The following is a 26,184-nucleotide window of genomic DNA, read 5'->3' as shown; positions in this document are numbered from 1 at the left end:
TTATGGATGCTCATCTGCGTGACATGAGGTATTTCGTGGCCGTGGCGGAGGAGCTCAGCTTCACCCGCGCGGCCGAGCGCCTGTTCATCTCACAGCCGGCGCTCAGCAAGCAGATACGCCAGCTCGAAGAGCTGATGCGGGTGAGGCTGTTCGACCGCGACCGGCGCACGGTGCGGCTCACCGCGCCGGGCGAGGCGCTGCTGCCGGCCGCCCGCGAACTGCTCCAGCGGTGGGACGAGGCCCAGCGGGCCGTCGGCGACGCCGCCGCCGCCGAAGCCTCACGGCTGACCGTGGGCATGTCGACCAGTGTCGGACGCGGCCTCTTGGGAACGCTGCGGGAACGGTTCACCGAACGCCGTCCGGGCTGCGACCTGCGGCTGCGCCAGGTCAACTGGACCGACCCCACGGCGGGCCTGGCCGAGGGCGAGGTCGACGTGGCGTTCGTCTGGCTGCCGTTCCCCGGTCAGGACGATCTCAACGTCCGGGTCGTGGCCCGAGAGCCGCGCTGGGTTGCGTTCCGGCACGACCACTGGCTGGCCGAACGGGACGAGGTCGACTTCGCCGAGCTCCTGGACGAGAATTTCCTGGCGCTCCCCGAAAGCGCCGGTCCGCTGCGCGACCACTGGCTCGCGACGGACGAGCGGGGCGGGCGGCCGCCGGTGGTCTGCACGACCGTGACGAACGCCGAGGAGACCTTCGCGGCGCTTGAGAGCGGCGACACCATCGTCCTGCTCGCCGCCGGCAACGCCGAGATCTACCGGCGGCCGGGGATCATGACCATCCCGGTCACGGGTCTGTCCCCGAGCGTGCTCGCCCTCGCGTGGCGTCCCGGCGATCATCGCAGCGTCATCCGCGACCTGGTCGAGGCCCTGTCGCCCGAGCCGCAGCGCCCCCGGACGTGATCCCCCGTACGCTCGCCGCCGATCACTCACGCCGGCCTCGCTCGGCGCCGACGATGAGCAGGGCACCCTTCCCCGCATCGTGGCCTCCGGGATGGGCTTCCGCGTGTAACCGTCAGGGCCGCTCACGTGGTGCCTTGTCATTGGGGGAGGATCGAGAGGCCGGACTGGGAGACGATGGCCTGGAGCGCGGCCACATGGTTCCGGTAGGCCTCGCGGCCCTCGTGCGTCAGGCTGAACCACGTTCTCGGGCGCTTGCCCACATGCCCCTTGCGGATCTTCACATACCCGGCCGCCTCCAGCGCGCCGGCGTGCTTGGACAGCACGGAGTCGCTGATGTCCAGGGTGTCGCGGACGAAGGCGAACTCGGCCTCGTTCGCGGCGGCGAGCAGCGAGACGATCTGCAGTCTGGTCGGAGCGTGGATGACCGGATCGAGCTGCCGGGTCATCGGTCGCTCGTCTCCGCCCGGCGAGCGGTCCTCTCGGACATCCACCGGGTCAGGACAGGTGCGGTGAGCGCCACGATCGCGACCATGATGACGCCCATGAACGTTCGGGGGTAGGCGAAGCCCAGGGCGCCGAGGCCGAGTGTCATCGCGACGCTCACGAGGGCGGTGGCGACGATCCAGCCGGCGAGACCTGCCCATGCCCATGGATCCACCACGGAGGGGTGGGGGCGCAGGGATTGGTCCCGCAGATCGGTGACGAACCTGAAGATGGCGACCACGAGACCGATCGAGAGCACTGGTACGCCGATCCACAGCGCCCACGGCGGTGTGACCTCGGTGAAGAGCTGCAGGCCCGCGACGAAGACCCAGACCGCCACCAGATACCACGACGGGAACATCGGCGGCGCGGATCGCAGCGCTCTGCGCTGCGTCTGCTGAATCTGGGCCAGCGACTGCGCGGCGTCTTCGGGGGTGATGTGCATGGCGGCCTCCATTTGCTTTCCAGTTCGGAAACTACTTTCTACTTTCCAAACCGTCAAGTACTTTCCCTGATGTGCCACCACGGCGCGGGGATCGCGGCATGCCGTCCCTTGTGCACGGCCGCTGGGCGGCCGGTGGTCATTCATCGGGTTCAGCCAGGACGCCGGGGAAGCCGGCCATGAGTCGATCTTGAGTGCGTTTTCGCAGGTGGAGCCCGCTGTCAGTGGTCGATCGTGATCGGAGGGCAGACTGTCGCGGCGGGTGGTTTCCAGGCGGGCGTGGCCGCGGATCTCGGCGTCACTTCCGAGTCCCCCGGGTCGAGCGTGGACTGACGATCAGTGCGTCGCGTTGTGCGGAGCTCAGGCGGTCCGGCCTCGGGGTGATGGCGTACTCGCCGCTCCCGAGCCGCTCCACGGCGAGCGGGTCGGCGAGGATCGGACGGCGGCTGATCGCGTCCAGGGCGTCGACCGCCCGCTGGACGGGCCAGTCCAGTGCCGTAGCGAGGTCGTCCACGGTGAGTGGCCGAGCGGCGTACACCAGCGCGGCCAGCACCGTCAGCGCGTCGCGCACGACGGCGTCGGTGAGACCGCTGTCGTTCATCTGCTCGCTGATCCAGGAGAAGAACTGGGCCATCTGGCCCAGCCGGGTGCCGGCGGGCGTGCCGGCGCCGAAGATCTCGATCCCATGCCGCGCGGCCGCCGCGACCTCGGCGTGTGCCCCGGTGTCGGCTTGGAACGCCCGGAGCCAGACGTCGTCGTCGATGACGTACCGCTCGCGGCGGCCGGAATCCTGTGTGCGCCTGACCAGCTCGATCTCCTCGAGGTAGCCGATGGCCTTGGACACCGACGCCGGGCTGACCCGTAGCCGGCGTACGAGCTCGGCGGACGTCAGGCTCCCGGAGTCGGAGGTGAGCAGGCAGACGAACACGCGAGCGGGCATCCGGGGAAGGCCGGTCCCGACCAGCAGCGTCGCGAACTGCTCCACGAAACCGCGCACGAACTCGGCGGGCCGCCCGTCGGCGGGCGGCTCGGCGGCCTGAACCGGTCTGCGGCGGCGGGCGCGCTGCCCGGCGGCCTGCTGGGCGCGGTCGGCGAGGTAGCCGCCTGGCGCGCTGTTGCGTGCCACTTCGCGGCTGATCGTGGACGTGGGCCTGCCCAGCCGCCTGGCGATCTCGGCGTATCCCAGCCCTTCGACCATCCAGATCGCGATCTGCCGGCGGTCGTCGTGGGTCAGCCTGCCTCCGGGCATCTGCTCGCCCTCCTGTCGGTTCGGTCCACGGGTGCGTTCACCAACAGTACATTGCAACGGGCTGTCGATATGGATTGCATTTATCAACAATGCTGTTGCAACGATTGGCATGAAAGCCCAGCATTTCAAGCGCATCCTTGAGGCTTTTCGTTGACGACACTTGAAATGCAACGTAGCCTTTTCTCGCTTGGAAAGAATCGTGGCGAGACGAGGAACCCCTTATGGCAAGAGCGTTGGATGTGACCCGGATACGAGCTCGCGTCGCCGAGCTGCTCGCGGAGTACGGGATCCCGAGCGCCGCGATCGGCGTCCTGCGCGACGGAGAGATCACCGACTTCGCCGTCGGCGTCAAGAGCATCTCCACGCGGGAAGCCGCGACGACTGGCACCGTCTACCAGTGCGGCTCCGTATCCAAGACATGGACCGCCCTCGCCTTCATGCAGCTCGTCAACGAGGGGAAAGTCGCCCTGGACGAGCCGGTGCGGACCTACCTCCCTGATTTCCGGGTCGCCGACCCTGACGTCAGCGCCAAGGTCACGCCCCGCCATCTCCTCAACCACACCAACGGCATCGAGGAGAGCTACGGCGATCCGGGCGAGGACGACGACGTCTACGAGCGCATGGTCGAGAACATCGCCGGCGCACGTCAGGTTCACCCCTTGGGCCACACTCACGGTTACAGCGCGGCCCTGGGCTACGCGATCCTCGCCCGCATCATGGAGGTGATCGACGGCAAGCGGTGGGACGACATCATGAAGGATCGTCTGTTCGACCCCTTGGGACTGACCTCGACGAGCAGCCGGCGTGAGCACGTGGACCAGGATCGGGCCGCGACCGGATACCTGATCCGATCCCTCGAAGAGGGCCCCATCCCATCACCGCTGGGCCACCTGCCGCGTTCCTTCGGCCCCGGAGGCAACGTCAACACGACAGCCCGGGAATTGCTCACGATGGCGTACGTCTTCCTCAACGAAGGAATGGCGCCGAACGGGACCAGAATCGTCTCACCCGGCATCATCCGCGAGATGACGGAGTCGCGGGTCCCCATTCCTGACCCGTACATGTTCGGGCCGGAATGGGCACTCGGCCTCATCGTGTGCGACTGGCACGGCCAGACCGTCTACGCCCACGACGGCAGCGCGGTCAGCCAGAGCGCCCGCCTGCGGATCCTGCCGGAATCGAACATCGCCGTCTCGATGCTGGCGAACGCCGGGCCGCGCGACAGCTTCTACCGGAAGGTGTTCAACGAAATCCTGGCCGACCTCGGCGCGGTCACGATCCCCGACCTGCCGGAGCCCGACCCGGCCCTGGCCCTCGATCTGTCCAGGTACGAAGGCTCCTACGAGCGTCCCGGCACCCGCTACGAAGTGGCTGCCGAGCGCGGGAGGCTCCACCTCACATTCACCCTGAACCCCATGGAGGCGCAACTCCTCAACAAACCAGAGCAGCTCGACTACGAACTGCTCCCGATCAGCGAGACCCACTTCTTGATGCCTTCGGACGATCCGCTCGAAGACCCTCAGACCGTCGCGATCTACGACTTCAAGAATGGTGTCGCACAGTATCTCCACATCAATTGCCGAGTAAATCCAAGAGTCAATGAGGAGGATGCCACGATGCACGTCATGGCGGTTTCCACGATTTCCGACAACGACGGTTTCTGGGATTCCCTGAAGAACGCATACGGCCGGCTTCCCAGGGGGGCCAGATGGACGCTGGCGGTGGCGAGCACCGACGGGACCAAGGCGGTGAACGTCATCATTCATGACTCGATCGACGGCGTCAGGAGCTTCTTCGAGGATCAGGCCGGCGCCTACGCCACGACGGAATACTTCGAGGCCGACGCGGCCAACGCGGTCGGCCTGCCCACGAAGTAGCGCCGTCCGCCCAAGCCGCGCCGGCGGCGACCTCGCCACGGTGCTCCAGCCACGACAGGTCAACGACGGTCCGACGCGCAGCTTCAAGATGGACCCATGGCCGGTTTTCCCCGTGTCTCGGCTGGACCCGATCCATCTGTCGGCGCGGAGAGGGTGAGCGCCGTCTGAAGGGCGGCGGAGATGACCAGGTGGGACTGGTTCCCGGCGCGGATCGCGACCTCGATCGTGCGGCCCTTGCCGGGCAGCGGGATCAGCGCGACGCCGGGGCGCGGCGCCCCCTGCTCGATACGCACCACGTCCGGCGGGCTGTGGCTCGAACGCGGGCCGGGCTTGGGACCGCTGGCCTCCTGGGTCCCATGACCGGCTATGGCTTCTCGATCCGTCCGCCGGCCCGCCAGCGGCTGTAGGTGGTGGTGAACTCGGACTTGTAGATGCCGCTGTTCCCGGTGGGGACGCACCAGGCAAGCAGGAACCGCCTCGGCCGGCCGTCGGAGTCGATGGAGAGGCTGTAGGTCAGGTACGAACGCGGGCTCGTCTCCGTGACGTCTCCGCCCATCCAGGAGTTGAGGAGGTCCCGGAGGAGCCCGCTCGTCTTGTCGATGGCCAGGGTTCCCGCGTAGGTGTGTCCCCGCCGTTTCAACCGCGTGGAGTTGGCCACGACCTCGCGGATGATCGACGGTCCGGCGGTGCCCGCGATCATCAGCGCGGTCCACTCGGGGTCGGCCGGTCGCAGGTTCGACAGCTGCTCGCCGCCCGGGTAGAGGCTGGCGCCGGATAGGACGACGTAGCGGGCCCTCGACTCCTCGCCGGCCACCACGCGCATGTCGAGGTCGTCCACGTGGGCGTTGTTCACCGTACGGCCGGTCGCCCTCGCGGCGGCATTGCTCTGGGTGAAGCCGCCCTCGTACGAGAAGTTCGCCGCCGGGGTGGCATCCAGCGCGAGGTCGAGGGCGGCGGCGAGCTCGGCGGTCGTCCGCGGCGGCTCAGGTCGCGCCGGAGCGGACGGCGACGACGATGAGGTGGAGGCGGATGACGATGCACGGGCGGGCGACGGGGTGGCGGGCGACGGGGTGAAGGATTGGCCCGGAGACCTCGGCGGGCTGGACGACGGGCCGGAGGACATCGCGGTGGCGCCGGAGGCGGAGCGCGCGGATGGCTCGGCCCCCTCCGGCAGGAACCGGAGGGCGGCGGCGGCCCCCACACCCAGGACGACCACGGCCGCGACGTACGCCATCGCGGTGCGGCGACCGCGGCCGCGGCTCGGCCAGGGGGCCTCCTCCACGGGAAGCACCCACGTGCGGTCCAGGCGGGCCGTCAGCTCGTCGACCCCGCCGATCCGCCACGCCTGCGACACGGCTGCGAGGACCTCCTGCGTGGAGGGCCGGGATAACGGATCCTTGGCCAGCGCCCTGTCGACCAGATCACGCAGAGGTTCCGGAACCGCCGAGGTGTCCACCGGGTCGTTGAGGACCCTGAGTGCCAGGACCTCGGGGCGGCCCGTGCCGTAGGGAGGCCGGCCCGTCGCCGCGTACGCGGCGAGCATCCCCCAGCCGTAGACGTCGGCGGGCAGCCCGGCCGGCGTGCTGCGATATTCCTCCGGGCTCACCCACCCGGGGGTCCCGATCAGGGTCCCCGACCGGGTCACCGACGTCCCGTCGAGCGCTCGGGCGATCCCGAAGTCCACGAGTTTGGGGCCGCTCCGCGAAAGGATCACGTTGGAGGGCTTGATGTCGCGGTGGACGACGCCCACGGCGTGAACGGAGACCAGCGCCTCCGCCAGTCCCGCCACCAGGCCGAACCACTGGTCCGCCACGAGGGCGCCGTTCGCCTGGACGTGGTCCTCGAGCGTCGGCCCTGGCACGTATTCGGCGGCCAGCCACGGGCGCGCCGCGTTCGCGTCGGACCCGAGGATCCGCGCGGTGCACACGCCCCGCACCCGCCCGAGAACGGAGATCTCACGCGCGAACCTCGCCCGGAACTCCGGATCCCCTGCCAGGGCGGCGTGGACCAGCTTGAGGGCGACCTGAACGCCATCGGGGCCGAGCCCGGCGTACACCACCCCCATGCCGCCCGCTCCCAGCCGGCCCACGATGCGGTACGGACCGATCTGCCGGGGATCATCGTTATCGATCGGGATCACTCGGAAGTTTTTATCCCATACTCGCGGCCGGTGCGAACAGGTGGCCGGCGACGACAACCGGACGAATGATCGGCTGACGGGCACGTCTGGTCGTAACCCGGCTGCCCCGACCGGTGCGATCTTGCGAGTCGCGGCACAGCCCCGAATGATGGTCCCCAACACATCGGACAAAGGCGGCATGGTGGACTTCACGCTCAGCTATCAACCCACTCCCGACGAGGTGTCGCGAGCTCTCTACCAAGGCGTGAGACGCCAGCTCAAGCGCGTGTATCTGGCGCTGCCTGCGGTCCTGGCGGCGTCGGGTCTGGTCTGCATCGTGGTCGGCGGGGTCAGCATCGGGATCGGGATGCTGGCAGGAGCCGTCGTCTTCCCCTTCGTCCTCAGCCTGTCGATCCGCCGGATCGCGAAACGACAGCTCACCTATCTCTGCGTGCCGACGACGCTGCAGGTGACCGACGACGGCTACGAGACTCGAACCGACCAGTCCACGGTCACGGCGCGGTGGTCCCTGTTCGGACGGATCGAGTCCACTCCCGAGTTCTGGCTGCTCTTCGTGAACAACCAGTGCACGGGCTTCCTCCCCAGACGCGCCTTCACCGGCGAGCAACAGGCCGAACTCGACGATCTCTTCGCGAAGAGGACGAGAATCGGTTCGTGACGGCACGCGGGCGCGCGGACCTTGTCGGTGGTCCGCGCGCCGTAACAGCGGTTGAGGGGCCGTCCCGGCGGGGCCGAGGACCTTCCTGATCGGTGACGGCCCGCGGCCCCTGGTTCACGGCGCGCGAACGGCCGCCGGCCGGACGTGACCGCGCCACCGGCCTGTCGGGACGGCAGGTCTAGTTCAGCCGGGTGATACGGCCCAGTGCCGGTGGCTGCAGGGGGCTGCCGGCACGGATGTGGGACTCGAAGGCCTCGATGTCGCGGACCTTCTCCACCCGCTCCGTGCCCTCGGTCAGCACGCTGAAGCCGTCTCCGCCGGTCGCGATGAAGGAGTTGGCCGTCAGGCGGTACTTGCCGGCCGGATCGATGACGGTGCCGTTGAGCTTGATGCTCCCCGGGTCGACCTTGTCGCACGCGGGCCTGGCGTTGTCGTAGGTGTAGGTGAACCCCGTGGAGATGCCGAGGACCCGGGCGGTGCCCTGGCCGCACCACTGCTGCTCCAGCAGCCGCTCCACCTGGGCTCCGGTCAGGGTCATGGTGACCAGCATGTTGCCGAACGGCTGCACGCGCAGCGCCTGGCCGTGTGTGACCAGGTTGGGCATGTTGTTGCCGATCGGGGATACCCACATGTCGCCCGCGATGCCGCCGCCGTACGGGGGCTGGATCGCGATCTGGGCGCCGCCGGTCTCCGGCGAGGAGGTGGCGGCCAGGCGGCCGTCGGCCAGGGCGTGGCCCATCGTGGACTCGCCGGCGGCGTTCCTGACGGTGGTGAGATCGCGGTGGAGCAGGCCGACGGGCCGGTCCAGCAGGCGCTGGGCGTGCTCATCGGACTTGCGGCGCAGCGCGGCGATCTGCCCGTCCGGCTTGACGTCGTGCGTGACGGCGATGTTCTCGGCTTTCGCCGCGACCGGGTTGCCCGTGGAACGGTCGACGGTGAGGTTGATCCTGGTGAGCTCGCGCGTGTGTCCGGAGGTCTGGGTGACGGGGATGCCGTTGATCACGCAGTTGTAGGGGTTGTGGGTGTGCCCGGAGATCACCGCGTCGACCTCGGGGTCGAACCTCTGCACGATGTCCTTGATCGGCCCTGCGAGGTTGTTGCACTGGTTGGGCAGACCGCCACCTGTCTGCCCGCCGCCCTGGTGGATCAGGACGACGATGGTGCGCACGCCCTTGGCCTTGAGTTCGGTCGTGTAGGCGTTGACCGCCTCCGCCTCGTCACGGGCCTCCAACGGCACGGTGGGTCCAGGGGCCTCCTTCAGCGTGTTCTTGTAGGAAACCCCGATGATTCCGACCTTGACACCCTTCAGCTCCTTGACGAGGTAGGGAGCGAAAGCGGGCTTGCCAGTCGTGGTGTCGACGATGTTGGCGCCCAGGTAGGGGAAGGCCGCCCCCTTGAAGCCGGGGACGCCGCAGCCGTCGATGGGGTGGCAGCCGCCGTTCTCGATTCTGCGCAGCTCGGTCAGGCCCTCGTCGAACTCGTGGTTGCCGACGCTGGAGGCGTCGAGGCGCATCATGTTCAGCGCCTGGATGCCGGGTTCGTCGTGTAACGCGGTGGCGTTCAGCGTGGTGGAGGAGATGTTGTCGCCCGCGGCGAGCCGCAGGGTGCCGTCGGGGTTGTCCCGCTGGAGCCGGTCGAAGTGGGCGGCGAGGTACTCGGCGCCGCCGGCCGCGACGGGACCGTCCGGTGTCATGGCGAAGCTCGAGGGCAGCGCGGAGTGGAAGTCGTTGATGCCGAGCAGCTGGATGTCGACCGTGTCGGCGTGGGCGGGCAGCAGGGCCGTACCGCCCAGCACCAGCGCGGCGAGCAGGTTGCGCATGTGCGTCCCTTCGGGGGGTTTCGTCGGGGGTGAGCGTAGGCAGGAGGTCCTCGAAAAGTAAAGACTCCCGATTGAATGAAAGATCGAGGTGAATTATTCACATCTCGTCGCGGCGAGCCCCAGACCGAGAGGTGAACTCTTGACATGGCTGAGGTGAATAGGGGAAATTTCCTCACATGGTCGAGTCCGCAGAGAATAATTCACCCACTGCCACGGGCATCCTGGCCCGGATCCGCGGGCTCGAGCCCACGCTGACCGCCGCGCACCGGCGCATCGCCGAGACGATCCTCGCCGAGCCCGCCGCCGTCGCCGCCTCCACCATCACCGAGTTGGCTGAACGCTGCGCCACCTCGCTGACCACGATCACCCGCTTCTGCCGCGAGCTGGGCCTGACCGGCTATCCCGAGCTCAGGCTGGCGCTCGCGACCGAGCTCGGCCGTACCAACGCCAGCACGCGTGACACCGCGCTCATCGCCTTCTCACCCGATGACCCCATGAGCACGGTGCTGCGCAGCCTGCTGGCCAGCGACATACGCGCCATGGAGGAGACCGCGGCGCAGCTCGACGCGGCGGCCGTGGACCGGGCGGTCTCAGCCCTGGTGCGGGCCAGGTTCATCGACTTCTTCGCCGTCTCCGGCAGCGCCGGCGTCGCCATGGACCTGCACCTCAGGCTGCACGCCATCGGCAGACCGTGCGTCCTGTGGGCCGACGTCCACAGCGCGGTCTGCAGCGCCAGCGCGCGCGACCACCGTGACGTGGCGATCGGCATCTCCCACTCGGGCACCACCTCCGAGGTCGTCGAGCCGCTGGCCATCGCCAGAAAGCGCGGCGCCACCACCATCGCGGTGACGAACTTTCCGCGTAGCCCGCTCGCCGAGGCCGCCGACATCGTGCTGACCACCGCCGCGCAGGACACCCCCTTCCGCGCCGGCGGATTGGCCGCTCGCCACACCCAGATGCTCGTCCTGGACTGCCTCTACATCGGCGTCGTCCAGCGCACTCATGAGACCAGCAACCAGCTGCTGACCGCCGCCACGGAGGCGGTCGCCAAGCACCGCCTGCCCCAACGCTGACCAGGGAGTCCCCCCATGCGTCTGGCCCCCCTCGCGGCCGCCGTCCTCCTGTCCGTCGCCGCCTGCGCTCCCAGCTCGCCCTCGACCACATCCCCTGCTCAGGCCAAGGTCACCCTGTCTGTCTGGGGATGGGGGCCCGAGGAGAACTACGACAAGATGTTCGCCGAGTACGAGAAGCTCAACCCTGGCGTCGACGTCGATGCCCGCTCCTTCACCACTGCCACCGAATACGACACCATCCTCGCCACAGGACTGGCCGGCGACAGCGGCCCCGACCTGGCCTGGCTGCGCGCCGGGGCCAAGCTGCAACCGCTCGTCGAGGCGGGCAGGCTGCTGCCGCTCGAGACGGCCGACGTCCCTGGCCTCAAGGACTACGACGACGGCGTGCTGCGCGCCGCCAAGGGCGACAAGGACGGCAAGGTCTACGGCGTCCCGTTCGCCGTACAGACCCTCCAAGTGATCTACAACAAGAAACTCTTCGCGGACAACGGCATCACCCCGCCCCAGACCTGGGCCGACATGATCGCGGCCGCCGAGAAGCTGAAGGCCGCGAACATCGTCCCGTTCGCCTTCGGGGGTAAGGACGACTGGATGCTGCCCGTCGTGGCCAGCATCTTCGGCACCGCCCACTGGGGCGGCGACGCCTTCCTCGACGCCGTCAAGGCCAAGAAGAAGAAGTTCACCGACCCGGCGTTCGTCGAGGGCATCGACCAGCTCAACAAGCTCAAGCCGTACTTCCCCGACGACGTGGCAGGAGTCTCCTACACCGACGCTCAGATCTTGTTCTCCTCGGGCAGGGCGGCCATGTTCCCCGGCGGCCTGTGGGAGCTGAACTTCTTCGGCGAGAACGCCAAAGACATCGAGCTCGGCGTCTTCACCCCACCCGCGCCGAAGGGTCAGGGCCTCATGCCGGGATTCACCGACGGTTCGTACGGCATCAGCGCCAAGACCAAGCACAAGGCCGAGGCACTGAAGTTCGCCGCATGGCTCGCCTCCAAGGACTACGGCAGGCTCTACACCGAGACCCTGCGCACCTTCTCCGCCGTCCCAGGCGTCAAGCCGACGGACGCCCTGCTCAACGAGGTCGCCACCACCTTCGACCAGCACGGCGCCACGTACTTCATGAACGAGTTCTCCTACGGCAACCCCTCCTCGCAGACCGTCTTCTCCAAGTCACTGCAGGAGATGCTGCTCGACCGCATCACGGCCCAGGAGGCGGCCGCGCAGCTCGACAAGAGCGTGTCCACATGGCTCTAGGTCAGCGGCGGGGATCGTGGTACCTGTTCCTGATCCCCGCGTTCCTGCTCTACTCCGTCTTCGTCATCTACCCGCTGTTCACCGGACTGACCTACAGCGTGTTCTCCTGGAAGGGCACGCTGCGCGACACCTTCGTCGGCATGGCCAACTACGCGGGGCTGCTCACAGAGTCCTTCCGCGATCAGCTCCTGCCCGCGCTCGGCCACAACTTCCTGTTGTTCGCCGGGACCATGCTCGTGCAGAACACGCTGGGCTTGGCCTTCGCGCTGGCCCTGTCCCGGGTACGGCGGGGCAAGCGCGCGCTGCAGACCATGTTCGCCCTGCCGTACCTGGTCAACCCGCTCGTGATCGGCTACCTCTGGACGCTGCTGCTGAGCCCGACCTTCGGGCCCGTCAACGAGCTGCTGCGCCCGGCAGGCCTGGCCATGCCGTGGCTCGGCGACCCGGCCACGGCGCTGCCGACCGTCATCCTGATCACCACCTGGCAATGGGTCGGCTTCCCGATGCTGCTGTTCAGCGCCGCGCTCGGCGGCATCCCCCAGGAGTACGGCGAGGCGGCCAGGACCGACGGGGCGACCTCGTGGCAGGTGTTCCGGCGCATCACGTTGCCGCTGCTGCGCCCGGCGATGGCCACCATCACGATTCTGAGCTTCATCGGCAGCATGAACACCTTCGCCCTGATCTACGCCCTCGGCGGCTCCAACGGTGCTCCCGCCGGCGCGACCGACGTGCTGGGCCTGCTGTTCTACCGCGCGGCGTTCGCCTCGGGCGACGTCAACGCCCTGGGCACCTCCTCGGCGCTGGCGGTCTTCATGTTCGCATTCGTCTTCGGTTCGACCCTCCTGCTCGAACGCGTCCTGAGGAGGAAAGCATGAGCAGGGCCCACGCGTTGTGGATCAGGCTCCTGCTGTGGGGCTACGCCGTCTTCTCCATGGCGCCCCTGGTCGTGATGGTGCTGAGCTCCTTCCGCCCTACCAGCGAGATCTTCGACGACCCGCTCGGCCTGCCCGGCGCGCCGGGTTTCGGCAACTACGTCAAAGCGTGGACCGAGGCCTCCTTCTCCACCTACGTCGTCAACTCGGTGGTCGTCGTGGTCTGCGCGGTGCTGCTCGGCGCCGTGGTGTCGCTGCTGGCGGCCTACCCGCTCGGGCGCGGGCGCTTCGGCGGACGCGGCTTCTTCACCGCGTACTTCATCTCCGGCATGACCCTGCCCGCGCACCTCGGGGTGCTGCCGCTGTTCTATTTGATGGAGAGCCTGGGACTGGTCGACTCGCTGCTGGGTCTGATCCTCGTCTACGCGGCCGGTTCGATCCCGTTCAACGTGTTCGTGCTCACCGCGTTCTTCCGGCAGCTGCCGCACGAGCTCGACGAGGCCGCCTCACTGGACGGCGCAGGGCCGCTGGCCACGTTCTGGCACGTGATGCTGCCCCTGGTACGGCCGGCTGTCGCGACCGTGGTCGTCTTCCAGTTCGTGCCGTTATGGAATGACTTCTTCTACCCGCTGGTCCTGATGCGCGACGAGAGCAAGCTGACCCTGCCCGTCGGGCTCACCCACTTCTTCGGCGAGTTCCAGAACGACTGGGGGACGCTCTTCGCCGGGCTGGTGATGACGACGCTCCCCCTGGTCGTGCTGTTCGTCCTCGCCACGCGCCAGATCGTCGCCGGCCTCACCGCCGGCATGAACCGTTGAGGAGCACCCTATGGATCTTGTGACAGCCTTCGCCGGTGAGGCACGCAGACGCTCGGACGAGCTGGTGGCGACCCAGCTGCCAGCCATCAGGCAGGCGGGAGCGCTGATCGCCGAGGCGGTGCGGGCCGGAGGGGTGATCCACGCCTACGGCACCGGCCATTCCGAGGCGGCGGCGCTGGAGGTGGCGGGCCGGGCCGGTGGGCTCATCCCGACCAACCGGCTGGCCTTGCGCGACCCGGTCGTGCTGGGCGGGGCCGCTCCCGGTGATTTCGACCCCTTGGCCGAGCGGGACCCGAGCACCGCGCACGCGGTGCTCGCCCTCCACGCGATCGAGCCCGCCGACGTCTTCGTGATCGCCTCCAACTCCGGCGGCAACGGCTCGACCGTGGAGATGGCCAGGCTGGTCAAGCAGCGCTCGCTGCCGCTCATCGCGATAACGTCCATGGCGCACACCAGCGACATCATCTCGCGCCATCCGTCGGGCGAACGGCTGTTCGAACTGGCCGACGTCGTGATCGACAACCTCGCGCCGTACGGCGACGCCGTGCTGGACACCGAGCACGGCCCGGTGTGCGGCATCTCCTCGATCACCTCCGCGCTGGCCGTCCAGCTGATGGTGGCCGAGGCGATCGGCCTGCTCATCGCGGCCGGAACGATCCCGCCCACCTACCTGTCCGCCAACATCCCGGGTGGCGACGCTCGCAACAACGCGCTCCAGGAGCGGTACGCCGGCCGGATCAGGACCGGTGCGCTGTGACCCTGACGATCGCGGCCTTCTGGCCGCCGCCTCCGCACGAGACCACCGTGGCGCGCTACCGCGAGATCGCCGACGCGGGCATCGACCTGGTCATCACCGGCAACTACCTCAACGACGCGGCCATCCTCCGGCACGCGCTGGCCTGCGCCGACGAGACCGGCGTCGGGATGCTCGTCGCCTCCGACCCGCGCGTCGAGGTGCTCATGCGGGACCTGGACGTGGGTGAGGAGCAGACCCGGGCGCTGATCGGCAAGGTGATCGACGACTATCAGGGGTATCGCTCGTTCCGTGGCGTCAGTCTCATGGACGAGCCGTCGCCCGACCGCTTCCCGCACCTCGCCGTGGGCGTCTCCGCCGTACGATCGCTCGGCCACCTGGCCTACGTCAACCTCTTCCCCAGCCATGTCACCGGGTCCTACGACTCCTACGTGGGCGACTTCGTCTCGGCCGTCCGACCGTCCCTGCTCTCCTTCGACCGCTACCCCTTCCTGTCCTCCGGCGAGGACGAAGGCTACTTCGCCGACCTGGCGGTGATCCGAGACCATGCCGCCCGCGCGGGCCTGCCCGCGTGGATGTACGTCCAGACGCTCGCCTACGACGGGCACCGCACGCCCACCGCCGCCGAGATCGCCTGGCAGGTCAACACGGCGCTGGCCTACGGCTACACCGGCATCCAGTACTTCACCTATTGGACGCCGGATCCGGCGCGAGGCGAGGGTTTCCAGCCCGCCCTGATCGACGGCGGGCTGCCCACCGAGCGCTACGACATCGTGCGTGACCTCAACGTTCGCTGGCTGCGCCCGGTGGGGGACGAACTGGCCCGGCTGGAGTGGATCTCGGCCGGCCACAGCGGACCGCCGCCCGCGGGCGCGCGCCCGCTGGAGGACGGGGTGGTCGTGTCGGGTCAGGTCGTCGTGGGCAGGTACGGCGAGAAGCATCTCCTCGTATGCAACGCCGGCTACGACGCGGCCACCGACGTGATCCTCGCCGGCCCGGTCACCGCCTTCGATCCCGCCACCGGCTCGTACCGGTCCAGCGCCGCCACATTCACGCTCGCCCCCGGCGCCGCGCGCCTGCTGCGCATGGCCTCCTGATGCTCTTCGCCGGTGTCGACGCGGGCGGCACCGCCACCCGCATCGCCGTGCACACCGCCTCCGGCACCAGGATCGGATACGGCACCGCCGGCGGTGGCAACCCCACCGCCCACGGGAGCGCCGCGGCGGCCGCGGCCGTCACGGCGGCCCTGCGGCAGGCGATCCACGGCCTCGACCCCGCCTCGGTGACCGCGTCCGTGGCCGGCGTGGCGGGCGCGGACGACGGATTCGACGCGGCGCTCGATCGGATCTGGGCCGAGCACGGCCTGCTCCACCGTCCCCAGCTGGTCAGCGACGTGGAGGTCGCCTACGCCGCGGGCACGGATGCGCCGACGGGCACGCTGCTGCTGGCAGGGACCGGAGCCGCTGCGGCCCGGTTCACCGGTCGCGAACTCGACGCCGTCGCCGACGGGCTCGGGTGGCTGCTGGGCGACGAAGGAGGCGGCTTCTGGATCGGACGGGCCGGGGTGATGGCCGCCGTGCGCGCCCTCGACGCGGGCGAGCGGCTCGGACCGCTCGCGGATCTCGTCGCGCGGCACTTCGGTGCGGACGGCACGCCGAGGCGGCGGGCCGAGCGCATCGTCAGGCTCGCCCAGGCCACAAGGATGACGCTGGCCGCCGCCGCCCCGCTGGTGGGCGAGGCGGCCACGCTGGGCGATCCGCTCGCCTCGCGGATCGTCCACGAGGCCGCGGAGCGCCTGGTGGCCTCGGTTGCCCGAGTACACCGCACCGGGCCGATCGTTCTGGCGGGCAGCGTTCTGACCAGCGATGGCCCGGTCCGCGAGGCCGTACTGGCCCAGCTGGCCGCCGAGGGACCGGCCCAGGTGGATGGCCTCGTCACCGCACGGGACGGGGCCGGAGCGGCGAGCTGGCTGGCCGCGCTCGGCCGGCTGGGGGAGGGCGGGGCGGCGAGCGTACACCCACGGTTCACCGGACGGTGATGCCTGACCCTCCGGGATGCGGGCGCTACACGCCCTTGCCGAACTCCGCCTTGACGGCCTCGAACATGATGTCCCAGGTCTTCCACTCGGTGTTGGTGTGGAGGGCCATGGTGTGCTCCCCGTCGGGGGTGCCCACCACGCAGAGGTAGGACCCCCACAGGCTGCCGCCCACGCCGCGCAGCGTGGTGCCGCCGGTCACCTGCCTGTCCAACTCGAAGACGCCAAGGCCGTAGCGCGTGTGGGGCATCCAGTGACCACCCTCGGTGGAGATCGTCGTCCACATCTCGCGGTGCTGTTCCGGCGGCAGCAGGCTGCCGCCGGCCATCGCGCCGACGAAACGGATCATGTCGCCGGTGGTGGAGACGACGTCGCCGGCCGACCAGCCGCCCGAGGTGTTGAACACGGTGACGTCCATGGGGTCCAGGCCCGGGTCCTCCATCATCGACTGCCAGTTCTCCGGGGTGACCTTCGCCGGGTCCGCGCCGTCCTTGAGGAACAACACCGAGTAGAACCTCGGGTGCGGGTCGGGGTAGTCCGTCTCGTCCGGGCGGCGCACGTGGGTGCCGGTCAGGCCGAGCGGCTTGATGACCGTACGGTCGACCTCGTCGGCGTAGCTGTTGCCGGTGACCTCCTCGATGATCGCACCGGCGACGTGGAAGCCGCCGTTGGAGTAGGCGAAGGCGGCGCCCGGCTCGGAGACCGGCGGCTGGGACACCGCGATGTTCAGCAGGTCGTCCTTCGTCCACACGTCGAGGCGATGCCGGGCGAACCCGGCACGGGTGGCGTAGCGGTACGAGACCTCCGGGGCCAGGCCGGTCACGAACAGGCCGCTGCTGTTGCTGAGCAGGTGCCTGATGGTGATCTTGCTACCGTCGTAGCCGTTGACGTTCAGCACGCCGGGCAGCCACGTGTCCACCGTGTCGTCGATGCTCAGCCTGCCCTCGGCCTCCAGCTGCAGCATCGCGGCGGCGGTGAAGGCCTTGCCGGAGCTTCCGGTGTGCACGTGCTCGCCGGGCCTGCGCTTGCCGCCGGTCGTGATGTCGGCCACGCCGGCCGTACCGAACCAGGTCTTATCCGCATGCCGGATCTCGGCGACGATGCCCGGCACGCCGTGCTCGTCCACCGCTCGGTCGAGCACCTGCTGAATCTCGGTGTACGTCATATCGGTCGTCCTTGCCTCGAGAACATTTGCGACATGGCAAAAATTACGTTGCATACACGGATTCGTCAATCAAGTTTGCGTGAAGCAACAAGTATTATCCCAGGTCAGATGGTATGTTTCGTTGCATGAGCGCTGTCCGCTAATGCAATAGCCATGTTGCATTAAGCTGTTCTCCACCCCGACAGATCGAGCGAGGACGCCGATGCCTGGAGAAAGGCTCACCCAGCAGGACCGCCGGCAGATCGCCGCGGGGCTGCGCGACGGGCTGACCTACGCCGCGATAGCCCGCGGCCTCGGGCGGCCGACCTCGACCGTCACCCGCGAGGTCATGCGCAACGGCGGGCCAGGTGGCTATCACGCCGATCAGGCCCACAGGGCCGGCACCCGGCACGCACGCCGGCGCGACACCGCTCCGCCGACTCCGGCGCCTGCGGGTGCCGGCCTCGGCGGGCGCGATCCGCGCATCGTCGAGGAGGTGGCCGCGCACCTCACGGAACTGCTCATGCAGACAGGCGTGCCACAGATGATGGCCAAGGTGCTCGCCACGCTGTTCACCACCGACAGCGGCAGCCTCACCTCCGCGGAACTCGTGCAACGCCTGCACGTCAGCCCCGCCTCCATCTCCAAGGCCGTCGGCTACCTGGAGGACATCAAGATCATCAAACGCGAACGCGACCCCCGCCGCCGCGCTGAGCGCTACGTCATCGATGACGACCTATGGGTCCAGGCCTTGCTGGCCAGCGCGCGCACCAACACCAGGATCGCCGACGCCTCCGCGCGCGGCGCCCAAGCCCTCGGCGCCACCACGCCCGCCGGCGCCCGGCTGGAGAACATGAGCCGGTTCCTCTCCCGCGTCAGCGACGACCTGGTCCGCTCGGCCGAGCACTGGCGCCAGGTCTACTCCACCCGCCCGGCGACGGAGACCGGCGTCGACCCCACGGCCACCTGAGGGATCGCGTGCCACCCAGCCGTGCCCGGACCTTCCGCAGGCAGTGTGAGGACGCAGGTCGCAGGCGGTGCTTTCGCACAGTCGTGAAACAGCCCCGCGCTATCATTTCCGGATGACACGTGATGACCGTGGTGTGACCCCTCAGGGAGAGGACTTCTCGGCCTGGTACAACGAGCTCGTCACCAAGGCGCAGCTCGTGGACCGTGGCCCAGCGAAGGGCACCATGGTCATCCGACCGTACGGCTACCGCCTGTGGGAGCTGCTCCAGAGCGAGCTCGACCGTCGCATCAAGGACACCGGCCACGACAACGCCTACTTCCCGCTGCTGATCCCCGAGAGCTACCTGAGCCGCGAGGCGGAGCACGTCGAAGGTTTCTCGCCCGAACTCGCCGTCGTCACGCACGCCGGCGGCAAGGAACTGGAGGAGCCGCTGATCGTCCGCCCCACCTCCGAGACGGTGGTCGGCGAGATGATGGCGAAGTGGATCTCCTCGCACCGCGACCTGCCGCTTCTGCTCAACCAGTGGGCGAACGTGGTGCGCTGGGAGCTGCGCCCCCGCATGTTCCTGCGGACAACGGAGTTCCTGTGGCAGGAAGGCCACACGGCGCACGCCGATGAGGCCGATGCGATGCGCGAGACCATGCTGGCCCTCGACATGTACACCGAGGTCGCCCGCGACATCGCGGCCATCCCTGTCGTGCCCGGTGAGAAGACGCCGGGCGAGCGGTTCGCGGGCGCGAAGGGGACCTTCACCATCGAAGGCATGATGCGCGACGGCAAGGCGCTGCAGGCCGGCACGTCCCACTACATGGGCACGAACTTCGCCAAGGCCTTCGACATCCGCTACACCTCCGCGGCCGGCCGCCTGGAGCTGTGCCACACCACGTCGTGGGGGATGTCGACCCGCATGATCGGCGGGGTCATCATGACCCACGGCGACGACAAGGGGCTGGTACTGCCGCCGAGGCTCGCCCCGTACCAGGTGGTCATCGTGCCGATCGGGCGCGGAGAGCAGGGCGCACGCACGTCGGAGGCCGCGCGCGAACTGGCCGGGCGTCTGCGGTCCGCGGGCGTGCGCGCCCACGTCGACGATCGGGACCAGCTCTCGCCGGGCTTCCGCTTCAACGACTGGGAGCTGCGCGGGGTCCCCATCAGGCTCGAACTCGGCCCCCGCGAGCTCGAGACGGGCAGCGCGCTCATGGCGAGGCGGCTCGGCGAGGAAGGCAAGCAGGCGATCACGCTCGCTGACGCGCCGCGACTGCTGCCGGGCATCCTGGACGACTTCCAGGATTTCCTCCTGCGGCGCGCCACGGAGTTCCGCGACGCGCACACGACGGTGACCGACTCGTGGGACGCTTTCGCGACCGCGGTGGCCTCGGGTTGGGCGCTCGCCTCGCATTGCGGTGATCCGGCCTGCGAGGCCGACATCAAGGCCAAGACCGCGGCGACGCCGCGCTGCGTGCCGCTCGACGGCCCTCCCGCGACCAGCACGTGCGTGCACTGTGATGGCGGCGCCGCCTACGGCAAGCGCGTCATCTTCGGCCGTGCCTACTGAAGTGCCCGCCGGCCGCTGAAGGGGGTCGCGGACGTACATGGCCGCCGGCCCCCTCGCGGTTCGCTGATCACCCCGGCCAGGCCGCCGTGCGGCCTGTGGCTGAACGCGCAGGTCAAGCCCGGCTCCTGGCGGCACGCAGCACCATGACGGCGGGGACCCAGAGGAGGATGAACCCCGACGGTTCGAAAGCGAGGGCGCCGACGGTGCACCAGCCGCCGAGCAGCCATGCCACGAACGCCGGAGGGATCACGGCACGGCGGCCGAGCCAGGCGATCAGGAGGCCCAGCACGAGCAGCGGCAGGAAGAAGGACCCGATCGTCAGCCAGAAGGCGCCGAGGGACGGCATCGGGTCGGCCAGGCCCTCGGCGGGGAACCACAGCCCGCCCGAGAACCAGGCGGGGAGGTGCCGGACGTTGAAGGCCATGGTCACGACGAGGTGCAGCATGCTGAGGAGGACGGTGATCCGGCCCGCGAGGATGACCGTGCGGTGCTGGGAGGTGACGGCGCCATCCATGTGTACTCCTTGGGGAAAGTGTTTCGGAACAGGTGCGGACGGCATCCGCCGCACGATGACCGGCAGCTCGCTCGCGACCGCCCCGCCCGGTCGCTGAAGCCCGCCGTCACTCAGGAGATCCGGCAGCCGACCTGCCGGAGAATCGCCAGGAAGTAGCCCCTGACAGAGTCCGCGCCCTCGGTGTCGGCATAGGCGCCGAGATGGTGGAGGACCGCACCGCTGAGCATCTCCTGCACGACGTTCAGATCCCTGTCGCGCGGGAGTCGCCCGTGCTCGCGAGATCGTCTCAAGGTGGCGTGCTCGGCGACCGCGCGCCGCCCTCCGTGGGAGTCCCGGTACGCTCGCAGCAACTCCGGATAGTCGTCCACCGCCCCGTACAGGCGGCGAAGCATGCGGCGGTTGCGGGGGTCGCTCAGGTAGGTCGCCCAGTGGTCGAGCATGTGGTCGAGGTCGGGCCATTCCAGAGCGTCCGGAGCGTGGTCTTGGTGCACCGACTCGATCGCCTGGATCAGCAGGGCGGTCTTGTCGGGGAACCTGCGGTAGACGGTGGCCCGTGTCACGCCGGCACGCTGGGCGACCTGCTCGATGCTGGTCTCGCTGGCGCCGCGCTCGATCAGGAGGTCGAGCGCGGCGCCGAGGATCGCCACGTCGACCTCCTGGCTGCGCGGCCGCCCGGGCAGTCGCGGGGGGTGCGCGGTGCCGGTCACGTTCCGACACTCGCCGTGCCTGAGCGGAGGGCATCCATCACCTGCCGACGGGCCGCCATGACCGCGCGTGGATGATTCCAGCCGATCGCGGCGACGGGAGTGCCGTCGAGCTCGGCGACGGCGGCGAATCGCATGGCGCCCGGCCGCCCCTCGATCGGGCGAATACGCGACCCCGGCGCGATGGTGCCGTGGATCTGGATCTTCACGTCGTACTGGTCGCTCCAGAAATAGGGGAGCGGCGTGTACGGCGAGCCCGTCCCCGTGATGTCGGCCGCGACGGCGATCGCCTGCTGGGTGGCATTGGTGCGGCTTTCCAGGCGGATGCTCCTTCCGAGGGCCTGGTGATGCCAGCGGGCCACGTCCCCCACGGCGTAGATCCCGGGCGCCGCTCGGCAACGCGAGTCGCACTCGACACCGTCCGACAGGGACAGGCCGCTGCCGTCCAGCCACCCGGTGGCGGGGGTGGATCCGATCGCCAAGACGACCAGGTCGGCGGGAACGCGCTCGCCGTCCGCTCGCTCGACGGCGCTGACGCGGCCGGCCGTACCGATCAAGGAGGCGACTCCGACGCCGGTCCGCACGCGGACCCCGCGCCTGCGGTGGAGTGCGGCCACGCGGGCGCCGAGCTCGTCGCCGAGCCGGCCGGCCATGACCACTGGCGCGGGATCGATGAGGGTGACCGGCAATCCCATGCCACGTGCTGTGGCGGCGATCTCGCACCCGAGCACGCCCGCCCCGATGACGGCGACGCGTCGTGCCGACCGCAGGCCCCGCCGCAGGTCACCGGCCTCGTCCAGGGTGCGCAGGGTGTGCACGCCTGCCATGTCACGCTGGAAGGAGAGCCGGCGCGGGGTCAGCCCGGTGGCCACGACGAGGACGTCGTAGGAGAGGGTGCGCCCGTCGTCGAGGTCGACGGTGCGGGCCTCGGCGTCGAGCCGTTCCGCGCGGCGCCCGAGGACGAACTGCACGTCGGTGGGCGTCCTCACCTCTGCCCACTGACATGGATGACCCCGGCAGGGCAGAGCATGGCGGCCTCGTGGACCACCTCGTGCCCACCGACTCGCCTGCCTTGATGAGCCGCCCGCCCACCTCCACGTCCGCCAGGGCACTGCGCACCGTGAAGGGGAGGCCCGGCGCCCAGCAGCATGAAGCCGATGTTGGTCAGCTCCTCCTGCGTGAGATCGCCGCCGGTGAGCCCGCTGAGCAGATCGTCGCCGGGCTTGGCGCGCTTGGCCGCCACCAGCGCCTGTACCAGGTCCACGGGCGGCCCCTCCCGTTCCATGACGTCCAGGGACGTGCTGGTGATCTCGTTGATCCGCGGGCTGAGCGCGCGCATGCGGCGGACCGTGAACCGGCCGGTGAGGAGGTGCCGGTAGCGCGTGTGTTCAGGCGGATCCGTCGAGACGAAGAACCCCGGCGGGGCCGGTCGTGGCTCCTCCGTGACGCTGGGGCGAGGGATCGGGGTATGTGTCAGCTCCGCCCGGGAGCTGAAGCGCGGATCGGACAGGACGGCCCGGACCAGCTCATGGCCGGTCACCAGCCATCCGACGTGCCCGTCCGGGTACGCCAGTCGGCTGACACCCCCTTCCACCCGGTGGCGAGCCAGCTCGGCGGGCGGGTCGAAGGGAGTGGGGCGGGACAGAGGGAACGACGCGGCTTCGGTCGGGGAATCCGTCATGGGGCTCCTCAGCTGGATGGCGCCGGCTCCGGGCTGGAGTGCCGCAGGGTGGGCGGGCTTCGGCGCAGCGTTCGCGGCGCCGGTCCATGGGGTAGGCCGGTCGGGGCGTGCGAGAGATAAGATACAGCACTGATCTGTATTTGAACTACCGTCGGAGGACTATTTAAATGCAGAGCAGATCTGTATTGTAATTGTGCCAACGGCGGCCCTGCCACCGACGATCTCCGCGCTTGATGAGGCCGCCACTGCCGGGATCAGGCAGGTCAGTCCACACATGAGAGACGGGAAGCGACCATGGGTGCCTACGTACTCGGGTTCCACGACATCGACAAGACGCAGCTCGGCCTGGTCGGCGGGAAGGGCGCCAACCTCGGCGAGCTGTCCGCGATCCACGGAGTCCGCGTGCCCTACGGATTCTGCGTCACCACCGACGCCTACCGGGATGTCGTCGAGCATGATGCGGCTGTCAGCGCGCTCATCGACGAGTTGTCCGGGCTGCGGGCCGATGACCGGGCGCGGATCGCCACCGCCGGCGCACGCCTGCGCACCGCCATCGAAGGCCTGACCGTGCCTGAGGAGATCCGGCGCGACATCGTCCGGCACCTCCACGAGGCAGGCGGTGATCACGTGCCGTGCGCGGTGCGCTCCAGCGCCACCGCCGAGGACCTGCCGTCCAGTTCCTTCGCCGGACAGCAGGACACCTACCTCAACATCCAAGGCGCGACGGCGGTCATCGACAGCGTACGGCGATGCTGGGCATCGCTGTTCACCGACCGCGCGGTGGCCTATCGCATCCAGAACGGCTTCGACCACCGTGCGGTCCGCCTGTCGGTGGTCGTCCAGCAGATGGTCTTCCCGGACGCGGCGGGCATCATGTTCACCGCCGACCCGGTCTCCTCCAACCGGACGGTGATCTCCATCGACGCGGGATTCGGCCTGGGAGAGGCCTTCGTCTCCGGACTGGTCAACGCCGACAACTACCGGGTCAGGGCGGGGCGGATCATCGACAAGAAGATCGCCACGCAGACCAAGGAACTTCGCGCCTCGCCGTCCGGCGGCACCCATGAGCTGCCGATCGAGCCCGCACGGCAGCACGCCCAGAAACTCGGCGACGAGCAGATCCTCCAGCTCGAAGAGCTGGGGCGGCGGATCGAGACGCATTTCGGCAAGCCGCAGGACATCGAGTGGGCGCTGTACGACGGCATGTTCCACGTGCTGCAGAGCCGCCCCATCACCACGCTCTACCCCGTGCCACCCGCGCACGACGGCAAGAACCACGTGTACATCTCCTACGGACACCGGCAGATGATGACCGACGCCTTCGCGCCTCTGGGGCTGTCGTTCTTCACCCTGCTCCACGACAAGCTCGGCCGTACGGCGGGCGTCGTGGCCGGCGACCGCTTCTACAAGGACGTCTCGGCCGAGCTCACCTCGTCCTGGGCCAGGCCCGCCACCCTCAAGAGCCTCGACCAGGTCGACGTCCTGATGGCCAACGCCCTGCGCACCGTCCTGAAGCGGAAGGACTTCGTCGCCTCGCTGGCCCACGGCAGGACCTCGATGCTGGACTTCGGCGAGGGCGGCCCCCTGCCGATCGCCCGCCAGTACCTCAAGCTCTCCCGCGCGGACGACCCACATGTGGTGCCCGACCTCATCGAGCACACCGAGGCGACGGTCGACCTGCTCAGGCGCGACATCGCAGGGAAGACAGGCGACGAGCTGTTCGCGCGCATCATCGACGACCACGCCGTGCTGGCCGAACTCACCTTCGACCCGCGCAGCGTGGCAGCGGCCTTCCTCGGCATCCAGTCGGTGAACTGGGTCAACAAGCACATGGAGGCCTGGCTGGGAGAGAAGAACGCCGCCGACGCCATCGCCCAGTCCGCCGACCACAACGTCGTGGCCGCCATGGGGCTCGACCTGCTGGACGTCGCCGACGTGGTCCGCCGGCACCCTGACGTCATGCGCTATCTGGAGACGGCCGACCGCGCCACCTTCTTCGCCGGCCTCGCGGAACTCGAGGGAGGCGATGCCGTACGGGACGCCATCCAGGGCTACCTGCGCACCTACGGCATGCACTGCGCCGGCGACATCGACATCACCAGGACGCGCTGGAGCGAGGACCCGACGCTGCTCGTCCCTCTTCTCCTCAGCAACATCAAGAACTTCCCGCCGGGGGAGCGCCGCCGGAAGGCGGAGCAGGGACGCGCCGAGGCCGAACGCACCATGAACGACCTCCTCGAGCGTCTCAGGAAACTGCCCGGCGGCGCGGGCAAGGCCAAGAAGGCGGCCAGGAAGATGAGCCTGATCCGCCACTTCATCGGCTACCGCGAATACTCCAAGCACTCCCTCCTCCTGCGGTACGAGATCTACAAGCGGGCGCTCATGGAGGAGGCCGCCAAGCTGGTGGAGCGGGGGGTCATCAAGAAGCCCGAGGACGTGTACTTCCTGTCCATCGACGAGTTCAGGGCGGTGGTCAACACCGGCGAGCTGGATGAGGCGCTCATCGCCCAGCGCAGGGAGGCGCACGAGACGTACCAGAAGCTCACGCCGCCACGCGTGATCACCTCCGAGGGCGAGGTCGTCTCCGGCGCATACGACGCGGGCAGCCTGCCGCGCGGGGCGCTGGCGGGGATCGCCGTCTCGTCCGGCGTCGTGGAGGGCAGGGCGCGGGTCATCCGCAGCATGGCCGAGGCGGACGTGGAGGAGGGCGACATCCTCGTCACCGTCTTCACCGACCCGAGCTGGTCTCCGCTGTTCGTGTCGGTCAAGGGCGTCGTCATGGAGGTCGGAGGGGTGATGACGCACGGCGCCGTCGTGGCCCGCGAGTACGGTCTTCCCGCCGTCGTCGGAGTGGAGGCGGCCACCAGGCTCATCAAGGATGGGCAGCTCATCCGGGTCAACGGCACCGACGGATACGTCGAGCCGCTGCCGAATCCCTGACCGCTCCACGACCGCCCCTGGGAGGTGGGCCGCAGGTTCAGCGTGGAGCCCAGGAGGCGGGCTGTCCGTGACCAGGGGCAAGAGTGGCAATCGGGACGTCAGGGGCCTCTGTGGGGAGTATCTTGCGACCGAGAGGAGTATCACTATCGGCGATTGGCAAGATTCATGCCGTTACGCCCTCGGCTGTTGTCACGTCTCAACGGCGGTCGCCCGCCGCCCGGAGTCCGGACAGGCGGCGACGCCCCGGCATGAGGACCGGTAGGAGTGGTGTCGTGGACGACCCTGCGCAGGATGGGC

Annotated in this window: 24 protein-coding genes; 13 read left to right on the top strand and 11 right to left on the bottom strand. The window is 69.1% G+C overall.

All coding sequences use genetic code 11. From position 1 onward, the window contains the following. The first annotated feature begins 23 nt into the window (after nucleotides 1-23). On the top strand, nucleotides 24-902 hold the full coding sequence (locus tag ACFSKW_RS00340) for a LysR family transcriptional regulator (RefSeq protein ID WP_379567836.1): 879 nt from the start codon (nucleotides 24-26) through the stop codon (nucleotides 900-902). A 137-nt stretch (nucleotides 903-1,039) separates the two neighbouring features. On the opposite strand, the gene ACFSKW_RS00335 is transcribed toward ACFSKW_RS00340, so the two are convergent. The 3 genes from ACFSKW_RS00335 to ACFSKW_RS00325 form a co-directional block, all read right to left on the bottom strand. Further along, a complete protein-coding gene (locus ACFSKW_RS00335) occupies nucleotides 1,040-1,348 on the bottom strand; it encodes a winged helix-turn-helix domain-containing protein (protein ID WP_379567834.1) in 309 nt (102 codons plus the stop codon). Beyond that, the gene (locus tag ACFSKW_RS00330) at nucleotides 1,345-1,830 is read right to left on the bottom strand and encodes a hypothetical protein (RefSeq protein WP_379567832.1); all 486 of its coding nucleotides are present in this window, start codon (nucleotides 1,828-1,830) and stop codon (nucleotides 1,345-1,347) included. The genes ACFSKW_RS00335 and ACFSKW_RS00330 overlap by 4 nt, the downstream gene beginning before the upstream one ends. Nucleotides 1,831-2,125: 295 nt before the next feature. Next, on the bottom strand, nucleotides 2,126-3,076 hold the full coding sequence (locus ACFSKW_RS00325; RefSeq protein ID WP_379567830.1) for a GbsR/MarR family transcriptional regulator: 951 nt from the start codon (nucleotides 3,074-3,076) through the stop codon (nucleotides 2,126-2,128). A 221-nt stretch (nucleotides 3,077-3,297) separates the two neighbouring features. On the opposite strand from ACFSKW_RS00325, the gene ACFSKW_RS00320 reads away from it, so the two are divergent. Next, complete coding sequence (locus tag ACFSKW_RS00320; protein ID WP_379567828.1) at nucleotides 3,298-4,953, top strand: serine hydrolase; 1,656 nt, start codon at nucleotides 3,298-3,300, stop codon at nucleotides 4,951-4,953. Between the two features lie 83 nt (nucleotides 4,954-5,036). Here ACFSKW_RS00320 and ACFSKW_RS00315 read toward each other — a convergent pair whose 3' ends face one another. Further along, a complete protein-coding gene (locus tag ACFSKW_RS00315) occupies nucleotides 5,037-5,249 on the bottom strand; it encodes a hypothetical protein (protein WP_379567826.1) in 213 nt (70 codons plus the stop codon). 68 nt (nucleotides 5,250-5,317) lie between these two features. Beyond that, on the bottom strand, nucleotides 5,318-7,093 hold the full coding sequence (locus ACFSKW_RS00310) for a serine/threonine protein kinase (protein WP_379567824.1): 1,776 nt from the start codon (nucleotides 7,091-7,093) through the stop codon (nucleotides 5,318-5,320). A gap of 40 nt (nucleotides 7,094-7,133) precedes the next feature. Here ACFSKW_RS00310 and ACFSKW_RS00305 point away from each other — a divergent pair, with 40 nt between their 5' ends. Continuing rightward, entirely contained in the window at nucleotides 7,134-7,751 is a 618-nt protein-coding gene (locus ACFSKW_RS00305) for a YcxB family protein (RefSeq protein ID WP_379567822.1), read from the top strand. Nucleotides 7,752-7,929: 178 nt separating this feature from the next. Here ACFSKW_RS00305 and ACFSKW_RS00300 read toward each other — a convergent pair whose 3' ends face one another. Continuing rightward, complete coding sequence (locus ACFSKW_RS00300) at nucleotides 7,930-9,570, bottom strand: bifunctional metallophosphatase/5'-nucleotidase (RefSeq protein ID WP_379567820.1); 1,641 nt, start codon at nucleotides 9,568-9,570, stop codon at nucleotides 7,930-7,932. A gap of 176 nt (nucleotides 9,571-9,746) precedes the next feature. Between ACFSKW_RS00300 and ACFSKW_RS00295 the strand changes: the two genes are divergently transcribed. From ACFSKW_RS00295 to ACFSKW_RS00265, 7 genes are read left to right on the top strand one after another with little or no spacing between them, the layout of a single operon-like run. After that, a complete protein-coding gene (locus tag ACFSKW_RS00295; RefSeq protein ID WP_379567818.1) occupies nucleotides 9,747-10,643 on the top strand; it encodes a MurR/RpiR family transcriptional regulator in 897 nt (298 codons plus the stop codon). A gap of 15 nt (nucleotides 10,644-10,658) precedes the next feature. After that, complete coding sequence (locus tag ACFSKW_RS00290; protein ID WP_379567816.1) at nucleotides 10,659-11,900, top strand: ABC transporter substrate-binding protein; 1,242 nt, start codon at nucleotides 10,659-10,661, stop codon at nucleotides 11,898-11,900. After that, complete coding sequence (locus tag ACFSKW_RS00285; RefSeq protein WP_379567814.1) at nucleotides 11,891-12,775, top strand: carbohydrate ABC transporter permease; 885 nt, start codon at nucleotides 11,891-11,893, stop codon at nucleotides 12,773-12,775. The genes ACFSKW_RS00290 and ACFSKW_RS00285 overlap by 10 nt, the downstream gene beginning before the upstream one ends. Further along, entirely contained in the window at nucleotides 12,772-13,590 is an 819-nt protein-coding gene (locus ACFSKW_RS00280) for a carbohydrate ABC transporter permease (RefSeq protein WP_379567812.1), read from the top strand. The genes ACFSKW_RS00285 and ACFSKW_RS00280 overlap by 4 nt, the downstream gene beginning before the upstream one ends. Nucleotides 13,591-13,600: 10 nt before the next feature. Beyond that, a complete protein-coding gene (locus tag ACFSKW_RS00275; protein WP_379567810.1) occupies nucleotides 13,601-14,347 on the top strand; it encodes a sugar isomerase domain-containing protein in 747 nt (248 codons plus the stop codon). Continuing rightward, entirely contained in the window at nucleotides 14,344-15,441 is a 1,098-nt protein-coding gene (locus tag ACFSKW_RS00270; protein ID WP_379567808.1) for a hypothetical protein, read from the top strand. Before ACFSKW_RS00275 ends, ACFSKW_RS00270 begins: the two co-directional genes overlap by 4 nt. Beyond that, nucleotides 15,441-16,382, top strand: coding sequence for an N-acetylglucosamine kinase (locus tag ACFSKW_RS00265; RefSeq protein ID WP_379567806.1), 942 nt, complete (start codon nucleotides 15,441-15,443; stop codon nucleotides 16,380-16,382). The genes ACFSKW_RS00270 and ACFSKW_RS00265 overlap by 1 nt, the downstream gene beginning before the upstream one ends. Before the next feature lie 25 nt (nucleotides 16,383-16,407). On the opposite strand, the gene ACFSKW_RS00260 is transcribed toward ACFSKW_RS00265, so the two are convergent. After that, a complete protein-coding gene (locus ACFSKW_RS00260) occupies nucleotides 16,408-17,544 on the bottom strand; it encodes a serine hydrolase domain-containing protein (protein ID WP_379567805.1) in 1,137 nt (378 codons plus the stop codon). 202 nt (nucleotides 17,545-17,746) lie between these two features. Here ACFSKW_RS00260 and ACFSKW_RS00255 point away from each other — a divergent pair, with 202 nt between their 5' ends. Then, nucleotides 17,747-18,493 carry a GbsR/MarR family transcriptional regulator gene (locus ACFSKW_RS00255; protein WP_379567803.1) on the top strand — a complete coding sequence of 249 codons (747 nt, stop codon included), beginning with the start codon at nucleotides 17,747-17,749 and terminating at the stop codon, nucleotides 18,491-18,493. A gap of 112 nt (nucleotides 18,494-18,605) precedes the next feature. Beyond that, nucleotides 18,606-20,048: a proline--tRNA ligase gene (proS, locus tag ACFSKW_RS00250; protein WP_379567801.1), complete on the top strand. Its 1,443-nt coding sequence runs from the start codon at nucleotides 18,606-18,608 to the stop codon at nucleotides 20,046-20,048. Between the two features lie 112 nt (nucleotides 20,049-20,160). Here the strand turns inward: proS and ACFSKW_RS00245 are convergent, their stop codons facing one another. The 4 genes from ACFSKW_RS00245 to ACFSKW_RS00230 form a co-directional block, all read right to left on the bottom strand. Next, on the bottom strand, nucleotides 20,161-20,562 hold the full coding sequence (locus ACFSKW_RS00245; RefSeq protein ID WP_379567799.1) for a DUF6463 family protein: 402 nt from the start codon (nucleotides 20,560-20,562) through the stop codon (nucleotides 20,161-20,163). A gap of 110 nt (nucleotides 20,563-20,672) precedes the next feature. Then, nucleotides 20,673-21,269 carry a TetR/AcrR family transcriptional regulator gene (locus ACFSKW_RS00240; protein ID WP_379567797.1) on the bottom strand — a complete coding sequence of 199 codons (597 nt, stop codon included), beginning with the start codon at nucleotides 21,267-21,269 and terminating at the stop codon, nucleotides 20,673-20,675. Further along, a complete protein-coding gene (locus tag ACFSKW_RS00235; RefSeq protein ID WP_379567795.1) occupies nucleotides 21,266-22,255 on the bottom strand; it encodes an NAD(P)/FAD-dependent oxidoreductase in 990 nt (329 codons plus the stop codon). The genes ACFSKW_RS00240 and ACFSKW_RS00235 overlap by 4 nt, the downstream gene beginning before the upstream one ends. Beyond that, a complete protein-coding gene (locus ACFSKW_RS00230) occupies nucleotides 22,252-22,947 on the bottom strand; it encodes a cytochrome P450 family protein (RefSeq protein ID WP_379567793.1) in 696 nt (231 codons plus the stop codon). The genes ACFSKW_RS00235 and ACFSKW_RS00230 overlap by 4 nt, the downstream gene beginning before the upstream one ends. Nucleotides 22,948-23,241: 294 nt before the next feature. On the opposite strand from ACFSKW_RS00230, the gene rph reads away from it, so the two are divergent. Then, nucleotides 23,242-25,887, top strand: coding sequence for a rifamycin-inactivating phosphotransferase (gene rph, locus ACFSKW_RS00225; protein WP_379567791.1), 2,646 nt, complete (start codon nucleotides 23,242-23,244; stop codon nucleotides 25,885-25,887). Nucleotides 25,888-26,184: the final 297 nt, after the last annotated feature.

The sequence above is a fragment of the Nonomuraea mangrovi genome, assembly GCF_042681425.1.
Lineage (GTDB): Bacteria > Actinomycetota > Actinomycetes > Streptosporangiales > Streptosporangiaceae > Nonomuraea > Nonomuraea mangrovi.
The sequence above is the reverse complement of the archived record's forward strand: the minus strand, read 5'-3'. Positions and strand labels throughout refer to the sequence as shown.

Bases quoted from the DNA above. Each gene is read 5' to 3' on its own strand.
- ACFSKW_RS00340 (WP_379567836.1), top strand. From the start codon at position 24: ATGAGGTATTTCGTGGCCGTGGCGGAGGAGCTCAGCTTCACCCGCGCG.
- ACFSKW_RS00335 (WP_379567834.1), bottom strand. From the start codon at position 1,348: ATGACCCGGCAGCTCGATCCGGTCATCCACGCTCCGACCAGACTGCAG.
- ACFSKW_RS00330 (WP_379567832.1), bottom strand. From the start codon at position 1,830: ATGCACATCACCCCCGAAGACGCCGCGCAGTCGCTGGCCCAGATTCAG.
- ACFSKW_RS00325 (WP_379567830.1), bottom strand. From the start codon at position 3,076: ATGCCCGGAGGCAGGCTGACCCACGACGACCGCCGGCAGATCGCGATC.
- ACFSKW_RS00320 (WP_379567828.1), top strand. From the start codon at position 3,298: ATGGCAAGAGCGTTGGATGTGACCCGGATACGAGCTCGCGTCGCCGAG.
- ACFSKW_RS00300 (WP_379567820.1), bottom strand. From the start codon at position 9,570: ATGCGCAACCTGCTCGCCGCGCTGGTGCTGGGCGGTACGGCCCTGCTG.
- ACFSKW_RS00295 (WP_379567818.1), top strand. From the start codon at position 9,747: ATGGTCGAGTCCGCAGAGAATAATTCACCCACTGCCACGGGCATCCTG.
- ACFSKW_RS00290 (WP_379567816.1), top strand. From the start codon at position 10,659: ATGCGTCTGGCCCCCCTCGCGGCCGCCGTCCTCCTGTCCGTCGCCGCC.
- ACFSKW_RS00285 (WP_379567814.1), top strand. From the start codon at position 11,891: ATGGCTCTAGGTCAGCGGCGGGGATCGTGGTACCTGTTCCTGATCCCC.
- ACFSKW_RS00280 (WP_379567812.1), top strand. From the start codon at position 12,772: ATGAGCAGGGCCCACGCGTTGTGGATCAGGCTCCTGCTGTGGGGCTAC.
- ACFSKW_RS00275 (WP_379567810.1), top strand. From the start codon at position 13,601: ATGGATCTTGTGACAGCCTTCGCCGGTGAGGCACGCAGACGCTCGGAC.
- ACFSKW_RS00265 (WP_379567806.1), top strand. From the start codon at position 15,441: ATGCTCTTCGCCGGTGTCGACGCGGGCGGCACCGCCACCCGCATCGCC.
- ACFSKW_RS00260 (WP_379567805.1), bottom strand. From the start codon at position 17,544: ATGACGTACACCGAGATTCAGCAGGTGCTCGACCGAGCGGTGGACGAG.
- ACFSKW_RS00255 (WP_379567803.1), top strand. From the start codon at position 17,747: ATGCCTGGAGAAAGGCTCACCCAGCAGGACCGCCGGCAGATCGCCGCG.
- proS (WP_379567801.1), top strand. From the start codon at position 18,606: ATGACACGTGATGACCGTGGTGTGACCCCTCAGGGAGAGGACTTCTCG.
- ACFSKW_RS00245 (WP_379567799.1), bottom strand. From the start codon at position 20,562: ATGGATGGCGCCGTCACCTCCCAGCACCGCACGGTCATCCTCGCGGGC.
- ACFSKW_RS00230 (WP_379567793.1), bottom strand. From the start codon at position 22,947: ATGACGGATTCCCCGACCGAAGCCGCGTCGTTCCCTCTGTCCCGCCCC.
- rph (WP_379567791.1), top strand. From the start codon at position 23,242: ATGGGTGCCTACGTACTCGGGTTCCACGACATCGACAAGACGCAGCTC.